Genomic DNA, 16251 nt, shown 5'->3' on the forward strand with positions numbered 1-16251 from the left:
GTGAGGGCGGGCGCACCCGCTGAATAGCATGGCGGCATGACTCTCGTACGCCGCGCGGTGCCCGGGGACGCGGAAGAGGTACTGCGGTTGCGCCAGGTGATGATCGACTCGATGCCCCAGGCCTCCCCCTCCACGGACTGGCACGCCGACTCCCTGCCCGTGCTGCGCGCCAGGCTGGCCGAGACGGACGGCACCTTCGCGGCCTTCGTGGTGGACCACCCGGACCGGCCCGGGCTGGCGACGCTGGCGGCCGGCACGATCGACTACCGCATCGGCGGCGCGCACAACCCGCACGGCATCGACGGCTACGTGTTCAGCGTCGCCACCGACCCGGACGCCCGCCGCCGGGGCCACGCGCGCGCCTGCATGGAGGCGCTGCTCCAGTGGTTCCGCGAGCGGGGCGCCCGCCGCATCCGCCTCACCGCGTCCGCGCAGGCCGAGCCGCTGTACGCCTCCCTGGGCTTCATGCGCAGGCCGGACCCGTTGCTGGAGCTGCGGCTCTGAGCGCTTAGGCTCGACGCATGTCGTTGAAGAGCCTCGCGTTGATCGAGAACTGGCCGGTTCCCACCGCCGCGGCGGGTGTCGTCCGGGCGGACGGCACCGTCCTGGGCACCCACGGACCGGCCGGACACCGCTTCCCGCTCGCCTCGGTCACCAAGCCGCTCGCCGCCTACGCGGTGCTCGTGGCGTACGAGGAGGGCGCGATCGAGCTGGACGAGCCGGCAGGCCCCTCCGGCTCCACGGTCCGCCACCTCCTCGCCCACACCTCGGGCCTCGCCTTCGACGAGCACCGGGTGACCTCCGCCCCCGGCGAGCGCCGCCTGTACTCGAACGCCGGGTTCGAGCAGCTCGGCGACCACGTCACGAAGGCGACGGAGATCCCGTTCGCCGAGTACCTGCGGCAGGCCGTGCTGGAGCCGCTGGGGATGACGTCGACGTCGCTGGAGGGCTCCCCGGCGAAGGACGCCGTCTCCACGGTGGACGACCTCCTGCGCTTCGCCGCCGAGACCCAGACCCCGCGCCTCCTGGACCCGCGCACCGTCGCCGAGGCGATGACCGTCCAGTACCCGGGCACCAAGGGCGTCCTGCCGGGCTACGGCCACCAGAACCCCAACGACTGGGGCCTCGGCTTCGAGATTCGCGACTCCAAGTCCCCCCACTGGACGGGCGCTTCGTCTTCACCGGGCACCTTCGGCCACTTCGGCCAGTCGGGCACGTTCCTGTGGATCGACCCGGCGGCGGGGGTGGCCTGCGCCGCCCTCACCGACCGCGCCTTCGGCCCCTGGGCGGTGGAGGCCTGGCCGCCCTTCACGGACGCGGTGCTGGCGGAGCTGCGCGGCTGAACATCGCTGGACGCCAGACACCTCGAACGACCACCCCGTGATCCGCGGCAGGCACGCAAGGCGCCTTCCCGTTCATGGACGGCAGCTCGTACGTGACCGAGCCGTCAAGATCGTCGATCCTCCGGCCGGGTGCGTACGCCATCCTGGGGGACATGACGTCCATGATCCGCTCCCGGGCGGCGCTCACGACCCGGCTGCGCACCCTGGCCACCCTGGAACTGGTGAACACGGCTCTGATCGGCTGGGTCGTGTTCGTGTCCCTCGACGCCCCGGCCAGCGCGGCGAACACAGCCGGGTACGTGCTGGTGACCGGGCATCTGGTCGTGGGTGCCGGATACTGGGCGGTGAAACTGCGTCAACTGCGTGACGCGCTGCCCCGGCCGCCGCTGATCGCTGTGTTCCGTCGGCTGCGTCCGGTGTGTGCGGCGGGTCTGGCCGTCGGACTCGTGGTGATCGCCACCTCCGTGGCAGGACAGCCCGGAGCGGCATGGATACCGGGCCTGGTCCTGTATGCGCTGGCTCTGGCCGAGTACGTCAACTACTTCCACTTGCAACTGATGCACGACACCCGGGCGGACTGGCGCAGGCTGCTGCGCAGTCGGCGTCTGCGCAGATCACACTTGTCCGAGGACTTGCGGGTCCACTCTGTGACACGTGTCCGGCGACAGCACCGCACCTCCGGCGCACATGGGGTGAGAGCCAGGCATTGAGTGTGCTGCGCGTGACCGCCGCGCTCGCGGCCGATACCGCGGCACTGCTCGAGCCCTCCGACGGTCTGTTGGACGGCCTCCTTCGGGTTTGCTACGGGACTCAGCACAGAACCAAGGTTTCTTTGAGTCGCGCGACCGCCAAGGGCCCGGCTGTCGGCGCCGGAATCCGCGCCGGGCACCCCTCACCGGAGCCGGCCTACCGGTCCCGAGCCGGTGTCCTCGGCTGGAGGATCTCGCTCATCGAGTCCTCGCGCCAGCGCCTCAGGAGCCGGTGGAAGGCGTGGGCGCCGTGGGGGTGGGCGGCGGGTTCGTTGGGGCGGCCGCGGCCTGCGCGGTTGCAGTGACCGGGGGTGCACTCGGCGGGGAACCACTCGTGGTCGGGGGCGTCCTTCGCCAGGGCGGCGAGCCAGGCGTCCTCGGCCTCGCGCGACGGTTCGACGAGGGCGGCGGCCGGGCTTCACGTCGCACTCGAACCACACGGTCTTGCCACCACCGGTGGGAGACGGCGTCACACCCCACCGATCGGTCACCGCCTCGACGAGCAACAGCCCGCGCTCACCCTCGACGGGGCTCGCGGCGGACGAGGCCGGGACGGCCCAAGGGGCCGGCGTGAGCTCGGAAGCGGTAGCCGCAGCGGGGGAGACGAGCCGTCCGGTCGGCACACGGCCGAAAGTCGCCGGTCCGGGCCGTAACGCGTGGAGGCCGGAGGCGAACGTGCCCCGCGGGTCGTATCACCGGCCTGGGCAGAGGGCTCCCGGGGGCACGGCCCATGGGAACACCCTGTGCAACATGACAGCGCCAGTTCCACGCACGGGCTCCGGGTGAACCGGAATGGCTCAAACGCAGCTCGGCCCTCCCCCACGTGGTGTCGAACAGCAGGTCTCCAAGGCACGAGGGCGAACGGCAGGCACCTTCGGAGAGGCCGCCGGAAGACATCGGCACGATTCCGCGAGGCCCGGTGTGACAGTGATCTCGTTTACCCAACGCATCTGGGGTGTTTGGTGACCTTGTGTCACTCCCCGTTTGTGGCACGGAAGTTAAGGCGTGCTGGAACCTCTTGTGCAATCCGCGTAGAGCGTTCAATCTTTCGGCTGGCGACAGGGAAAAGCAGACACGGCCACAGCGTCCGCGTTTGGCATGAACCTGACCTATTCCTGTCCGGAGGAAGAACCGGCACAGGCGTTCGCTTCGTGTGCCCCACCCGGCGCACCTCCCCCCACCCCACTCCCCACCTGTCGAGAAGGAACCCCCCAGATGGCAGTGATGCGAAACACCAAGCGGAGAACGCTCGTCGGAATCTGCTCCGTCACCGCGGCCGCGCTCACCGGCGGCCTCTTCACCGCTCTCCCCGCGAGCGCCGCCGAGCCCGTCGGGACGATCGCCTACGCGGACGCGCCGAACGCGGTCGAGGACAGCTACATCGTCACCCTCAAGCCGAGCACCGAGGCCGGCTCCGCCCAGGGCAAGGGCGTCGCGAAGAAGTACGGCGCCGAGGTCGAGCACACCTTCCGCGAGGCCGTCAACGGCTACACCGTCGAGGCCACCGAGGCCGAGGCCGCCAAGCTGGCCGCCGACCCGTCGGTCGCGCTGGTCGAGCAGAACCGCACCGTCACCACCCAGGCGACGCAGACCAACCCGCCGTCCTGGGGCCTGGACCGGATCGACCAGACCGCACTGCCGCTGAACAGCTCGTACACCTACCCGGACTCGGCCGGCCAGGGCGTCACCGCCTACATCATCGACACCGGCGTCCGCATCTCCCACAGCGACTTCGGCGGCCGCGCCCGCAACGGCTACGACGCCGTCGACAACGACAACGTCGCCCAGGACGGCAACGGCCACGGCACCCATGTCGCGGGCACCGTCGCGGGCAGTGCCTACGGTGTCGCCAAGAAGGCCTCCATCGTCGGCGTCCGGGTCCTCGACAACAACGGCTCCGGCACCACCGCCGGTGTGATCAAGGGCGTCGACTGGGTCGCCGCCAACGCGGTCCTCCCGGCCGTCGCCAACATGTCGCTCGGCGGTGGTGCCAGCACCACGCTGGACAACGCGGTGCGCAACGCCATCTCCGCCGGCGTCACCTTCGCCGTCGCCGCGGGCAACGAGTCCACCACCGCGACCGGCTCGCCGGCCCGGGTGGCCGAGGCGATCACCGTCGGCGCCACCACCAGCACGGACGCCCGCGCCAGTTACTCCAACTACGGCTCGAACCTGGACATCTTCGCCCCGGGCTCGTCCATCACCTCCGCCTGGCACACCGGCGACAGCGCCACCAACTCCATCTCCGGCACCTCGATGGCCACCCCGCACGTCGCGGGCGCCGCGGCGCTGTACCTCGCGGCCAACCGGTCCGCCACCCCCGCGCAGGTCGCCTCCGCGCTGGTCGCGGGCTCCGTCTCCGGCGCCGTCACGAACCCGGGCACCGGTTCCCCGAACCGCCTGCTGTACGTCGGCAGCGGCGACACCACCCCTCCGCCGTCCGGCAAGACCTTCACCAACTCCACGGACTACACGATCAGCGACCGGTCGACCGTCGAGTCCCCGATCACCGTCACCGGTGTCTCCGGCAACGCCCCGTCGGCCCTGCAGGTGCCGGTGAACATCGTCCACACCTACATAGGTGACCTGACGGTCCAGCTGGTCGCGCCCGACGGCTCGGTCTACACCCTCAAGTCGTCCGGCACCGGCGGCTCCACGGACAACATCAACACCACCTACACCGTGAACGCCTCCTCGGAGACGGCCAACGGCACGTGGAAGCTCCGGGTCACGGACAGCTACTCCGGCGACACCGGCTACATCAACAGCTGGGGCCTGACGTTCTGACCTCCCAGCCCTCCCGCCCCGCCCCCGGCACGGTCCACCGCGCCGGGGGCGGGGCCTCTGTCTGCCCGAGATGACGCCGTACACCTCAGCCACCGATCGGCCGGATTCACCGTCGTACGTGAGAACCGCGACCGGGTCCACGCCCGATTAGCCTGACCGGCATGCAGCCTGAGCACTGCGGGACCAGGAACCACATCGAGGTGTGGAACGAACGCGTACTGCCCCCGGGTGCGGTACAGCTCAGGTTCCGGGCGGTGCTGCGTGGCTCGCTCCTGCCGATCCTGCTCTGGGTCGGCATCGCATGCTTCGTGCACTTCGTCTACGACCCGGCCATGACCGCGGTCCTCGGCGGACTCTTCGCGTGCTCGTTCGCCCTGGGGTTCGGCCTCCGCCGCAGAGCAGGACACTCTGCCCGATGCAGTATCTACGGTGCGCTGGGTGGAGTGCTCGACAAGTCCATGGCGGGGTTCTGACACGTTACGGCGGGGCAGCCTTGGTCGATCATGAAACTGCACAGAGCACTTCAGTTACCTGCCACAGCTACGCACAGAACTAAAGTTTTCTTTGAGTTACGCGCCCACCAAGCGCCCGACCGCCGACGCCGGAACCCGCGCCGGACACCCCTCACCGAAGCAGGCTCACCGCTCCCGGATCGGCACCCCCGGCTGGAAGACCTCGCTGCGAGGCCTCCTGCACCACCGCCACACCCCTTCACGGGCGCGGTGTCGGTCGGGGTGCGGGACTGCGACCGCACTCGAACCACACGGTCTTGCCGCCGTCGGCGGGATGCGGCGTCACACCCCACCGATCGGTCACCGCCCCGACGAGCAGCAGTCCGCGCCCGCCCTCGGCAAGCGTGTCCCCCGCTCCCGGAACAGGCAGTCTCGGACACCTGTCGGAGACCTCCACCCGCACGCCGCCGGGCTGCAGAAGGAAGCAGATGCCGCAACGGCGGCCGGGTACGTGCCGGATGACGTTGGCGAGGAGTTCCGACACCGCGAGTTCGGCCGCGTCGGCCACCTCCAGCAGGCCCGAGCCCTTGAGGTAGAGCCGCAGGATGCGGCGCAGATGCCGGACCGAGTGCTCACCCAACGCGAACTCGGCCCGGTAGTGCGTCTCGAAGTCCGCTGCACGCGGACCAGTTGTCTGATTCACCCCACCAGATTGCGACTTACTGCATACGCTCGACTACGCACCGAAATCAACGCCGAGAGGCGTTTCAGGCCGGAGGCACCACCGTGGCCAACATCCAGACGCTCGATCCCACCGCGTCCCCGCTCGACTACTACGGCTGGGAACTGCGCCGCCAGCGCGAGGCCCACGGCCTCAAGCAGGGTCAACTCGGCGAGATCATCTTTTGCACGGGCTCGTTGATCTGCCAGATCGAGACCACGAAGAAGATCCCCACCCGCGACTTCTCCGAACGCGTGGACGCCGCCCTCGGCACGGACGGGTTGTTCTCCCGCCTGATCGGTCTGGTCCTGCGCAGCCAACTGCCCACGTGGTTCCAGCCGTACGCGGAAATGGAGGCGAAGGCGGCGTACATCTCCACATACCAGGCGCAGTTGGTCCATGGCCTGTTGCAAACAGAGGACTACGCACGAGCAGTACTCGCTACCGGCATGGCGGACGACCTGGAAGGCCTCGTGGCGGCCCGCGTGGAACGCCAGCGGATTCTGGAGCGTGAACAGCCACCGCTCACCTGGCTGGTACTGGACGAGGCAGTGCTGCTCCGGCCGATCGGCGGCCAGGAGGTCATGCGTCAGCAACTGGCCCACCTGTTGGAGTTCACCGGCCACCGGTGGATGCATGTGCAGGTGCTACCGAACAAGGTTGGTGAACACGCTAGCTTGGCTGGTTCGTTCACCGCCATGCGCTTCGAGGACGACCCCGACATCGTCTACACCGAAGACCTTATCTCCGGCCATATGACGGCCAATCCCGAGACTGTCAAGGAAGCAGCCCTCCGTTACGCTCGCGTTCAGGCCGCCGCCCTCTCGCTGGAGGATTCGGCGGAACTGATCGCCCGCCTGATGGAGGAACGCTATGGACACCGCTCCCAGCCCGAGGAACAGCCAGTGGCGTAAGTCCAGCTACAGCGGCAACACCGGTGGCGAGTGCGTTGAGGTGGCCGACGGCTGCCTCGACGGTGCCGTCCCGGTGCGTGACAGCAAGAACCCGGCCGGTCCGATCGTCACGGTCGGCGCCCTTGCCTGGCAGGCGTTCGTCGGCGGCCTGCGTCGACCGACACGGCACGCCTGAACATCCATCTCTTCTGAAGCGTGGCCGGGCAGCGCCACGCTGTGCGGTCGCTTCTCCAGGGAGGGGTTGTGACGTCCGAGGTACGGGTCCCGAAGGTCCCTGCAGTGGCGGTGGACTTCGGGACCACTCGCCACGTCCTGGCTGCGCACCGGCGGCACGCCTCGCACCTGCTGTTCATCGGGCTCGGCATCATGGTGATCGCCGTGGTGCTCGTGACGGTCGGCGCTGTGCCGGGCAGGAAACCCATCAGTTCCGGCTCAATACTTCCATGTGCTCACCCATCTCCGTTCACGAGCGGCTCAATGGACAAATAGGCCTACGAGAAGATTGCAAAGATCACTCCGAAGGTCGTCATGAAGACCCCCAGGATGGCCGCCATCACACCGACAGCCTTGAACGTTCCTGGAACCTTGTCATCACCCAAGGCCAAGTTGACGGGCGATGCCACCAGTCGGTCCCGGAACCCACGATGGTTTTTGGCCAGCGCCAGGCCAAAGGCAAGACAAGCAAGTCCAAGGAGCAGGGGAACAATAAACATGAAAAACTACCTTTCTGCGCCTGAATCGGAGGCCGTCGGCCCGAGAGGAAATTAGTCCTGGCCCGGCGGCACAAGGTTCTTCCTCAGCTGCAACGGAGCCGCAGCGAGCATCCCCAGGTGTATTTGATGCCCGTTTCCACTCCCCCCTCGATGCCAGCTCCGCCACCCACCTCAGCCTGGATCCACCGCGTGACGGTCGGGCTGTGGATCCAGGTTGAAGCCAGCGGGCGTGGACGCGCACAACAAGGACAACAGGGCCTCCCCCGTGCTGCTCGGTTTGATTCGCACCTCCGAGCTACCGAGAAGCCTTGCCTTCATGCCCGCGCCACCAGAAGATCGCCCGCTCAGGACCCCTGTTCGACCCGCACGTTCCAAGAGCGATTGAGGAACACCTTCTTGTCGATGGGCCGTCCTGTGCCCCGCGTCAGGTGAGACCCATACGAATCTCGACCACCAAACCGATCAGAGACAGGAATGCCACACTACCGGCGGCGAACCGGAGCGACCCCGGAGTAGCCCTCTCCACAGGACCGGGTAGCACGCCCGCCAGGAACAGGAACACTCGATCCGCCATCTGCGCGATGTTGCAGGCGATAACGAGCCCCACAGGGAACATGATCCCGGAGAAAACAACACTCCCCACGTGCATCTCGGAAGAGACACGCCCCGCGAGTTCAATCAGGTCGACCTGATTCATCCCATACCAACTGTCCACTTGGCTATATCGCTAATTCGACCAACACGTTTACGGGGGTGGGGAAAATTATCCATCCAACCGCAGCACCAGCTCGTCGATCTCCGCTCCCCGCGCGTTCGCGAAGCCCCGGTCCTCGCCGACGACCTCGAAGCCGCACTTCTCCAGGACCCGCACCGATCCGGTGTTGTCCGCCGCCGCCCGGGCGAACAGCGGGCGTTCGGAGACCTCGGCGAGCAGCCCCCGCAGTGCCGCGGTCGCGATGCCCCGCCCCCAGTAGTAGCGATCGATGAAATATGTGACCTCCCGCTCGCCCGGCTCGCCGTACACGGCCGCGTGCCCGACCACATCGCCGTCCGCGAGCACGGTACGGGTGACGACGTCGGGCGAGGCGAGGATGCGCTTCCAATGTGCGTCGAAGTGGGCCCGGTCCGTCGGGTCCTCGGCGGTGAAGGCGGCCATCCGATTCGACTCGGGGTCGCTCATGTGCCGGAAGAACACAGGCAGATCGCTGGGGTGCACGGGACGCAGGGAGATATCTGTGGAAGCCATGAACCCGACCCTAACGACCTGGGGGGGGAAGGACGGGAGTGAGTCGGCCGTGACATGCAAAGGGCTTTACAGGCTGGGCGAGTTGTGAAGCTGACCTGGGACCGTACGGCTCGTACCCATCCTGCCCTGTCCCGTGTCTCCCGCGCACATTTCGGGGAGTTCCTCGAAGAACTCGCCCCGCCCTGGGCGGCGGCCCGCGCGCCGGCCCTGCACGTGCCGAGTACAAGCAGTGGCGTCCGCTTCAGCGCTACACCGGACGCCGCGAGGACTACGAGCAGACCCACCTCGCCATCGCCACCCAAGCCACCGACCAGGTCGGCATCCGCTCCGACCAGGACACCGGCCGCACCTGGAGCGCCAAGCGGTGCACCCCCATCGCGAGCCGCACGGGCAACCCGCTCGCTGGCCACCTCGGCGGCCCGCACGTTCACTACAACCTCGGATGGAACTCTTTGAGTTTCGGATCAACAGACGGCAGGAGAGTTCGAACTGACGCGCAGCATTCGTCACTCCCCATCAGCGGGCCCCCGCCGACTGCATGGAGCAACTCGAAAAGCGTGAGCACTTCGACCCTAACTGTCCACACCCCGCTCATTTGAGCGCTCAAGTGACAGTTGCCCGCCAACTGCTCACGCTTTCAACCACACCACACCGGCAGGCCCAGCACCTCGGAGGCCGAGGTGCCCTCTGGGGCCGGATCGGCTCCAGGGCACGAGGCTCCGCGTCCGAGAGCACGGCAAGCTGTTCAGTCGGATCCGTGCGGAGATGATCACGCGGTTTCGCAGAGTTAGTTACGCCTAGGTGTAACTAACTCTGCTCACCCTCGAGGGGTGTGTGACTTTCTCTGCGCTTCGGTGAGCGTCGGGGCGGTCACGTCGGGCGCATCTCCCACAGCAGGAGTTCCGATGCGGTCTCCGCGACCGCTTCGATGCCTTCCGCGTCCGTGATGCGGGCCGCGTCGCCCGGGGTGAGGGGTTCGCCGTTCAGGGTCACCTCGCCGCGTACGACGTGGGCGTACACGTACGCGGCGTCCGGGATCGCGGTTCGCCCGCCTGCCGCGAGGCGGCGGACGTGGAACGTGGCGCCGGCCTCCGGGAGGGCGTACGGGGTGGAGTCGGTCATGCCGGGGACGATCTCGTAGAAGGGGTCGCCGCCGGGCTCCAGCGGGGTCAGCCACATCTGGAGGAAGGTCAGGGGTTCGGGGCCGGCGTTGCGTTCCACGTGGCGGACGCCGGAGGCGGCGCTCAGGCGTTGCAGGTCGCCGGGGCGGACCACGCTCTCGCGGCCGGTGGAGTCGCGGTGGGTCAGCTCGCCGGAGACGACCCAGGTGACGATCTCGGTGTGGCTGTGCGGGTGCTCGTCGAAGCCGGCGCCGGGGGCCAGGTGCTCCTCGTTGCAGGCGATGACCTGGCCGAAGCGGAGGTGGTCGGGGTCGTAGTGGGGGCCGAAGGAGAAGGCGTGCCGGGTCTCGATCCCGGCCGCCGGATCGCCGCCCCGGTAGCGCTCGTGCGCACGCCGTACGTATATCACCGGTCCACCGTAGACCTGCCCCGTGGACCCCCGGCCCGTTCACCCGTCCGGATAAGGCAGTCTTGTCCACGTGCCCGAACCCGAGACCAGTACCCACGACGCCGTAGCACGCCCCGTCCACGCGCACGCCGCGACGCTGAAGAGGCTGGAGCAGTCGTCCGGCAGCCTGGCGGCGCAGGCGATCACGCGGATGGACGAGACGCTGCCCTGGTACCGGGCCATGCCCCCGGAGAACCGTTCCTGGATCGGGCTGGTCGCGCAGGCGGGCATCGCCGCCTTCACCGAGTGGTTCCGGCGCCCCGACGCCCCGCAGGCCATCTCCACCGACGTCTTCGGCACCGCGCCGCGCGAGCTGACCCGGGCCATCACGCTGCGGCAGACCGTGGAGATGGTGCGCACCACCATCGAGGTCATGGAGTCCGCCATCGACGAGGTGGCGGCGCCGGGCGACGAGGCGGTGCTGCGCGAGGCGCTCCTCGTGTACGCGCGGGAGATCGCCTTCGCCACCGCCCAGGTGTACGCGCAGGCCGCCGAGGCACGGGGTGCCTGGGACGCGCGGCTGGAGTCGCTGGTGGTGAACGCGGTGCTCAGCGGCGAGGCCGACGAGGGTGCCGTCTCGCGGGCCGCCGCCCTGGGGTGGAACTCGCCGGAGCACGTGTGCGTGGTGCTGGGTACCGCACCCGACGGTGACTCCGAGCTGACCGTGGAGGCGATCCGGCGGGCCGCCCGGCACGCCAAGCTGCAGGTGCTGACGGGGGTGCTCGGGGACCGGCTGGTGGTGATCGCGGGCGGCAGCGACAACCCGCTGGGGGTGGCGAAGTCGCTGATCGGCCCGTATGCGCAGGGGCCGGTGGTGGCGGGGCCGGTGGTGCCGGACCTGCTGGCGGCGACCCGGTCCGCGCAGGCCGCCGCCGCGGGCCTCAAGGCGTGTACGGCCTGGCAGGACGCACCGCGTCCGGTACTGGCCGACGATCTGCTGCCGGAGCGGGCGATCGCCGGTGATCCCTCGGCCCGCGAACAGTTGGTGGAGGAGATCTACAGACCGCTGGAGGAGGCCGGGGCCGCGCTGCTGGAGACGCTCAGCGTCTACCTGGAGCAGGCGAGCAGTCTGGAGGGGGCCGCCCGGATGCTGTTCGTTCACCCCAATACCGTTCGTTACCGGCTGCGACGTGTGACAGACGTCACCGGTTGGTCACCCTCCGATGTACGCTCTGCCTTCACGCTGAGGATCGCGTTGATCCTGGGGCGTCTGGCCGACGGTGATCTTCAGCTCTAGCCTCTTGTCGGGGTCCCACAAAACCCCCTCGTGTTCTTCGTCCCTGTCCTCACGGGCGGCTTCGGCCGTCGTCAAGAGAGAGTGTGAGAGTGCTCGTACTCGTCGCTCCCGGCCAGGGCGCTCAGACGCCCGGCTTCCTGACCGAATGGCTCGACCTGCCCGGCGCCGCGGACCGCGTCGCCGCCTGGTCCGAGGCCATCGGACTCGACCTCGCCCACTACGGCACCGAGGCCGACGCGGACGCCATCCGTGACACGGCCGTCGCCCAGCCGTTGCTGGTCGCGGCCGGGCTGCTGTCCGCCTCGGCACTCGGTGACATCGCGGACCTCGCGCCCGGCGCGGTGGCCGGTCACAGTGTCGGTGAGATCACCGCCGCCGCGTTCGCGGGTGTCCTCGACGACTCCGCCGCGCTGCGCCTGGTCCGCAAGCGGGGTCTGGCCATGGCCGACGCCGCCGCGATCACCGAGACCGGTATGTCGGCGCTGCTCGGCGGCGACCCGGACGTCACCGTGGCGCACCTGGAGAAGCTGGGGCTGACCCCGGCGAACATCAACGGCGCGGGCCAGATCGTGGCGGCCGGCACCAAGGAGCAGCTGGCCGCGCTGGAGGCGGACAAGCCCGAGGGCGTGCGCCGGGTGGTCCCGCTCAAGGTCGCCGGCGCCTTCCACACGCACCACATGGGTCCCGCGGTGGACACGCTGGCCAAGGCCGCCGAGGACCTCGCTCCGGGCGACCCGAAGGTCACCTACGTGTCGAACAAGGACGGCGCGGCGGTCGCGACCGGCGCCGAGGTGCTGCAGCGCCTGGTCGGCCAGGTCGCGAACCCGGTCCGCTGGGACCTGTGCATGGAGACGTTCAAGGAGCTCGGGGTGACCGCGCTGATCGAGGTGTGCCCCGGGGGGACCCTGACCGGTCTCGCCAAGCGTTCGCTGCCCGGCGTCAAGACGCTGGCGCTGAAGACCCCCGCAGACCTCGACGCCGCCCGCGAGCTCGTCGCAGAGCACGCCTGACGCCCTTAGGAGCAGATGCCGCATGGCGAAGATCAAGCCCAGTAAGGGTGCCCCGTACGCGCGCATCCTGGGTGTGGGCGGCTACCGGCCCACCCGGGTCGTGCCGAACGAGGTGATCCTCGAGACGATCGACTCGTCCGACGAGTGGATCCGCTCGCGTTCCGGCATCGAGACGCGGCACTGGGCGTCGCCGGAGGAGACGGTCGCGGCGATGTCGGTCGAGGCGTCCGGGAAGGCGATCGCGGACGCCGGGATCGACGCCTCGCAGATCGGCGCCGTCGTCGTCTCGACCGTCTCGCACTTCAGCCAGACCCCGGCCATCGCCACCGAGATCGCCGACAGGCTGGGCACGGACAAGGCCGCCGCCTTCGACATCTCGGCGGGCTGCGCGGGCTTCGGTTACGGCCTGACGCTGGCCAAGGGCATGGTCGTGGAGGGCTCGGCCGAGTACGTGCTGGTCATCGGCGTGGAGCGGCTGAGCGATCTGACCGATCTGGAGGACCGGGCCACCGCCTTCCTGTTCGGTGACGGCGCGGGCGCGGTCGTCGTCGGCCCGTCCCAGGAGCCCGCGATCGGCCCGACGGTGTGGGGCTCGGAGGGCGACAAGTCCGAGGTCATCAAGCAGACCGTGCCGTGGACGGACTACCGCGACGGCGAGGTCGAGAAGTTCCCCGCGATCACGCAGGAAGGCCAGGCGGTGTTCCGCTGGGCCGTGTTCGAGATGGCGAAGGTCGCCAGGGAGGCACTGGAGGCCTCCGGGCTTTCGCCGGACGATCTGGACGTCTTCATCCCGCACCAGGCCAATGTGCGGATCATCGACTCGATGGTGAAGACCCTGAAACTGCCGGAGCACGTCACGGTCGCCCGTGACATCCGCACCACCGGCAACACCTCGGCCGCCTCGATTCCGCTCGCGATGGAGCGGCTTCTGGCGACCGGCGAGGCGAAGAGCGGCGACACCGCGCTCGTCATCGGCTTCGGGGCGGGTCTCGTCTACGCCGCTACGGTCGTTACCCTCCCCTAGGCACCCCGTGCCGGATCATCGGATCCGGCACGGGTACCGCAGTACCCGCCGTTGACGCGGCGGGCGCCACACCCTCTGGAATCACAGCGAAGGAGCGCCATCATGGCCGCCACTCAGGAAGAGATCGTCGCCGGTCTCGCGGAGATCGTGAACGAGATCGCCGGCATCCCGGTTGAGGACGTCCAGCTGGACAAGTCCTTCACCGACGACCTGGACGTCGACTCGCTGTCCATGGTCGAGGTCGTCGTCGCCGCCGAAGAGCGCTTCGACGTCAAGATCCCGGACGACGACGTCAAGAACCTCAAGACCGTCGGCGACGCGACCGAGTACATCCTCAAGCACCAGGCCTGAGCACTGCCGGGCCTTCCCCCGTCCCGAGGGGAGGCCCGGGGGCCGGGGCTCCGGCTCCGCCACCCGGCGGTGGCGCCGTACGAATCCTCGTATCCGTTGGAGAAAGAATTCCGATGAGCTCGACCAATCGCACCGTGGTCGTCACCGGTATCGGCGCAACCACACCGCTGGGTGGCGACGCGGCCTCTACCTGGGAGGGCCTGCTCGCCGGCCGTTCCGGGGTCAAGCCCCTGGACCAGGAGTGGGCCGCCGACCAGGCGGTCCGTATCGCGGCTCCCGTGGCCGTGGAGCCCACCGAGACCATTCCCCGTCCGCAGGCCCGCCGCCTGGACCGCTCCGCGCAGTTCGCGCTGGTGGCGGCCAAGGAGGCGTGGGCCGACGCCGGCTTCGAGAGCAGGGCGGGCGAGGACCCGAACGTCGCCCCGGAGCGGCTCGGCGCGGTCATCGCCTCCGGCATCGGCGGCGTGACGACCCTGCTGGACCAGTACGACGTGCTGAAGGAGAAGGGCGTCCGCCGCGTCTCCCCGCACACCGTCCCCATGCTGATGCCGAACGGCCCGTCGGCCAACGTGGGCCTGCTCGTGGGCGCCCAGGCGGGTGTGCACACCCCCGTCTCGGCGTGCGCCTCGGGCGCGGAGGCCATCGGCTACGCCATCGAGATGATCCGCTCCGGCCGCGCCGACGTCGTCGTCGCGGGGGGCACCGAGGCGGCGATCCACCCGCTGCCCATCGCCGCGTTCGGCAACATGATGGCGATGTCCAAGAACAACGACGACCCCGAGGGCGCCTCGCGCCCCTACGACGTCGCCCGGGACGGTTTCGTCCTCGGTGAGGGCGCGGGCGTCGTCGTCCTGGAGTCCGCCGAGCACGCCGCCGCGCGCGGCGCCCGCGTCTACGCGGAGGCGCTCGGCCAGGGCATCTCGGCCGACGGCCACGACATCGTGCAGCCGGAGCCGGAGGGCCGCGGCATCTCGCACGCCCTGCAGAACCTGCTGGACAACACCGACCTGGACCCGGCCGAGATCGTGCACGTCAACGCGCACGCCACCTCGACCCCGGCCGGTGACGTCGCCGAACTGAAGGCGCTGCGCAAGGTCTTCGGCGACGACGTCGACCACATGGCGGTCTCCGCGACCAAGTCGATGACCGGGCACCTGCTCGGTGGCGCCGGCGGCGTGGAGTCGGTGGCGGCGGTGCTCGCGCTGTACCACCGGGTGGCTCCGCCGACCATCAACATCGACACCATCGACCCGGAGGCCGAGGCGACCGCGGACATCGTCCGGGGCGAGGCCCGCAAGCTGCCCGTCGAGGGACGGATCGCCGCGCTGAACGACTCGTTCGGGTTCGGTGGTCACAACGTGGTGCTGGCGTTCCGGTCGGTGTGATCCTTCTGCCGTGAACGGTGAACGGCCCGGACCCTGAGAAAGGGTCCGGGCCATCGTCGTCGGTCTTGTGTGGTGCGCCGGGTGCGGGCGGTGTGCGGCTGGTCGCGCCCACGCGGCGGAGCCGCATATCGGTACAGCCCCGCGCCCCTGTCGGGGCGCTGCGGTGACGGGTGTTCTCAGACCACCTGGTGGAGCCAGCGGACCGGGGCGCCCTCGCCTGCGTAGCGGAAGGGTTCCAGTTCGTCGTCCCAGGGCTTGCCGAGGAGCTTGGCGATCTCCGCCTCCAGGTCGGTCTCGCCCTGCCGGGAGCGGACCAGGGCGGCGCGCAGCCGGTCCTCGGGGATCATGATGTCGCCGTGCATGCCGGTGACGGCGTGGAAGATGCCGAGGTCGGGGGTGCAGCTGTAGCGCTCGCCCTCGGCGGTGGGGCAGGGCTCCGAGGTGACCTCGAAGCGCAGCAGCTGCCAGCCGCGCAGCGCGGAGGCGAGTTTGGAGGCCGTGCCGACCTGGCCCTTCCAGGAGAACTCCGAGCGCCAGGTGCCCGGCGCGGCGGGCTGGCGGGTCCAGTCCAGGCTGACGCGCACGCCGAGCACCCCCGCGACGGCCCACTCGACGTGTGGGCACAGCGCACGCGGCGCGGAGTGCACGTACAGGACTCCACGTGTCGTCACCGGAACCTCCGGGCAGAGCGGGACAGGACGGAACGGGCCGATCAGCGGGTGGCCGGGCGAGCCACGTTGATGGCGAGGC

Annotated in this window: 18 protein-coding genes and 1 pseudogene; 12 read left to right on the top strand and 7 right to left on the bottom strand. The window is 69.4% G+C overall.

Translation table 11 applies throughout. The annotated features are described in order from the left end of the window. Window positions 1-36: 36 nt before the first annotated feature. From ACWEQO_RS03130 to ACWEQO_RS03140, 3 genes are all read left to right on the top strand, one after another. Window positions 37-504, top strand: coding sequence for a GNAT family N-acetyltransferase (locus tag ACWEQO_RS03130; protein ID WP_452978281.1), 468 nt, complete (start codon window positions 37-39; stop codon window positions 502-504). A gap of 17 nt (window positions 505-521) precedes the next feature. Then, window positions 522-1343 (top strand): serine hydrolase domain-containing protein, encoded by an 822-nt coding sequence (locus ACWEQO_RS03135; RefSeq protein WP_452978284.1) that lies wholly within the window; start codon window positions 522-524, stop codon window positions 1341-1343. Between the two features lie 152 nt (window positions 1344-1495). Next, window positions 1496-2053, top strand: a complete 558-nt coding sequence (locus ACWEQO_RS03140) for a multidrug transporter (protein ID WP_452978286.1) — start codon at window positions 1496-1498, stop codon at window positions 2051-2053. A 196-nt stretch (window positions 2054-2249) separates the two neighbouring features. Here ACWEQO_RS03140 and ACWEQO_RS03145 read toward each other — a convergent pair. Beyond that, window positions 2250-2504: pseudogene (locus ACWEQO_RS03145) on the bottom strand (monooxygenase); the annotation flags it as partial. 803 nt (window positions 2505-3307) lie between these two features. Between ACWEQO_RS03145 and ACWEQO_RS03150 the strand changes: the two are divergent. Together ACWEQO_RS03150 and ACWEQO_RS03155 are read left to right on the top strand one after the other, a co-directional pair. Beyond that, window positions 3308-4879 carry a S8 family peptidase gene (locus ACWEQO_RS03150; protein ID WP_452978289.1) on the top strand — a complete coding sequence of 524 codons (1572 nt, stop codon included), beginning with the start codon at window positions 3308-3310 and terminating at the stop codon, window positions 4877-4879. A gap of 161 nt (window positions 4880-5040) precedes the next feature. After that, window positions 5041-5352 (top strand): hypothetical protein, encoded by a 312-nt coding sequence (locus tag ACWEQO_RS03155; protein WP_452978292.1) that lies wholly within the window; start codon window positions 5041-5043, stop codon window positions 5350-5352. Window positions 5353-5590: 238 nt separating this feature from the next. Here the strand turns inward: ACWEQO_RS03155 and ACWEQO_RS03160 are convergent, their stop codons facing one another. Continuing rightward, entirely contained in the window at window positions 5591-6034 is a 444-nt protein-coding gene (locus tag ACWEQO_RS03160; protein WP_452978295.1) for an ATP-binding protein, read from the bottom strand. Between the two features lie 83 nt (window positions 6035-6117). Here ACWEQO_RS03160 and ACWEQO_RS03165 point away from each other — a divergent pair, with 83 nt between their 5' ends. Beyond that, window positions 6118-6966, top strand: coding sequence for a helix-turn-helix domain-containing protein (locus ACWEQO_RS03165; protein WP_452978298.1), 849 nt, complete (start codon window positions 6118-6120; stop codon window positions 6964-6966). Further along, window positions 6926-7141: a DUF397 domain-containing protein gene (locus tag ACWEQO_RS03170; protein ID WP_452978301.1), complete on the top strand. Its 216-nt coding sequence runs from the start codon at window positions 6926-6928 to the stop codon at window positions 7139-7141. Before ACWEQO_RS03165 ends, ACWEQO_RS03170 begins: the two co-directional genes overlap by 41 nt. Window positions 7142-7457: 316 nt before the next feature. Here ACWEQO_RS03170 and ACWEQO_RS03175 read toward each other — a convergent pair whose 3' ends face one another. The 4 genes from ACWEQO_RS03175 to ACWEQO_RS03190 form a co-directional block, all read right to left on the bottom strand. Next, on the bottom strand, window positions 7458-7679 hold the full coding sequence (locus ACWEQO_RS03175) for a hypothetical protein (RefSeq protein ID WP_361448040.1): 222 nt from the start codon (window positions 7677-7679) through the stop codon (window positions 7458-7460). A 424-nt stretch (window positions 7680-8103) separates the two neighbouring features. After that, window positions 8104-8376, bottom strand: coding sequence for a hypothetical protein (locus ACWEQO_RS03180; RefSeq protein WP_361448037.1), 273 nt, complete (start codon window positions 8374-8376; stop codon window positions 8104-8106). Window positions 8377-8442: 66 nt separating this feature from the next. Then, window positions 8443-8925, bottom strand: coding sequence for a GNAT family N-acetyltransferase (locus tag ACWEQO_RS03185; RefSeq protein WP_361448034.1), 483 nt, complete (start codon window positions 8923-8925; stop codon window positions 8443-8445). A gap of 870 nt (window positions 8926-9795) precedes the next feature. Next, on the bottom strand, window positions 9796-10455 hold the full coding sequence (locus tag ACWEQO_RS03190) for a pirin family protein (RefSeq protein ID WP_452978307.1): 660 nt from the start codon (window positions 10453-10455) through the stop codon (window positions 9796-9798). A gap of 70 nt (window positions 10456-10525) precedes the next feature. Here ACWEQO_RS03190 and fasR point away from each other — a divergent pair, with 70 nt between their 5' ends. The 5 genes from fasR to ACWEQO_RS03215 all read left to right on the top strand — a co-directional run bounded on the left by fasR (window position 10526) and on the right by ACWEQO_RS03215 (window position 15501). Then, window positions 10526-11731, top strand: coding sequence for a fatty acid biosynthesis transcriptional regulator FasR (fasR, locus tag ACWEQO_RS03195; protein WP_361448028.1), 1206 nt, complete (start codon window positions 10526-10528; stop codon window positions 11729-11731). 89 nt (window positions 11732-11820) lie between these two features. Then, window positions 11821-12741: an ACP S-malonyltransferase gene (locus ACWEQO_RS03200; protein ID WP_452978311.1), complete on the top strand. Its 921-nt coding sequence runs from the start codon at window positions 11821-11823 to the stop codon at window positions 12739-12741. 22 nt (window positions 12742-12763) lie between these two features. Next, window positions 12764-13765, top strand: coding sequence for a beta-ketoacyl-ACP synthase 3 (locus ACWEQO_RS03205; protein ID WP_452978314.1), 1002 nt, complete (start codon window positions 12764-12766; stop codon window positions 13763-13765). A 102-nt stretch (window positions 13766-13867) separates the two neighbouring features. Next, a complete protein-coding gene (locus ACWEQO_RS03210; protein ID WP_004988657.1) occupies window positions 13868-14116 on the top strand; it encodes an acyl carrier protein in 249 nt (82 codons plus the stop codon). 113 nt (window positions 14117-14229) lie between these two features. Then, window positions 14230-15501, top strand: a complete 1272-nt coding sequence (locus ACWEQO_RS03215; protein WP_452978317.1) for a beta-ketoacyl-[acyl-carrier-protein] synthase family protein — start codon at window positions 14230-14232, stop codon at window positions 15499-15501. A gap of 176 nt (window positions 15502-15677) precedes the next feature. Here ACWEQO_RS03215 and ACWEQO_RS03220 read toward each other — a convergent pair whose 3' ends face one another. After that, a complete protein-coding gene (locus ACWEQO_RS03220; RefSeq protein ID WP_361448015.1) occupies window positions 15678-16172 on the bottom strand; it encodes a DUF3145 domain-containing protein in 495 nt (164 codons plus the stop codon). Window positions 16173-16251 lie beyond the last annotated feature (79 nt).

It is taken from the genome of Streptomyces sp. NPDC004051, assembly GCF_053604275.1.

Bases quoted from the DNA above. Each gene is read 5' to 3' on its own strand.
- ACWEQO_RS03150 (WP_452978289.1), top strand. From the start codon at position 3,308: ATGGCAGTGATGCGAAACACCAAGCGGAGAACGCTCGTCGGAATCTGC.
- ACWEQO_RS03170 (WP_452978301.1), top strand. From the start codon at position 6,926: ATGGACACCGCTCCCAGCCCGAGGAACAGCCAGTGGCGTAAGTCCAGC.
- ACWEQO_RS03155 (WP_452978292.1), top strand. From the start codon at position 5,041: ATGCAGCCTGAGCACTGCGGGACCAGGAACCACATCGAGGTGTGGAAC.
- ACWEQO_RS03215 (WP_452978317.1), top strand. From the start codon at position 14,230: ATGAGCTCGACCAATCGCACCGTGGTCGTCACCGGTATCGGCGCAACC.
- ACWEQO_RS03180 (WP_361448037.1), bottom strand. From the start codon at position 8,376: ATGAATCAGGTCGACCTGATTGAACTCGCGGGGCGTGTCTCTTCCGAG.
- ACWEQO_RS03140 (WP_452978286.1), top strand. From the start codon at position 1,496: ATGACGTCCATGATCCGCTCCCGGGCGGCGCTCACGACCCGGCTGCGC.
- ACWEQO_RS03205 (WP_452978314.1), top strand. From the start codon at position 12,764: ATGGCGAAGATCAAGCCCAGTAAGGGTGCCCCGTACGCGCGCATCCTG.
- ACWEQO_RS03175 (WP_361448040.1), bottom strand. From the start codon at position 7,679: ATGTTTATTGTTCCCCTGCTCCTTGGACTTGCTTGTCTTGCCTTTGGC.
- ACWEQO_RS03210 (WP_004988657.1), top strand. From the start codon at position 13,868: ATGGCCGCCACTCAGGAAGAGATCGTCGCCGGTCTCGCGGAGATCGTG.
- ACWEQO_RS03135 (WP_452978284.1), top strand. From the start codon at position 522: ATGTCGTTGAAGAGCCTCGCGTTGATCGAGAACTGGCCGGTTCCCACC.
- ACWEQO_RS03185 (WP_361448034.1), bottom strand. From the start codon at position 8,925: ATGGCTTCCACAGATATCTCCCTGCGTCCCGTGCACCCCAGCGATCTG.
- ACWEQO_RS03130 (WP_452978281.1), top strand. From the start codon at position 37: ATGACTCTCGTACGCCGCGCGGTGCCCGGGGACGCGGAAGAGGTACTG.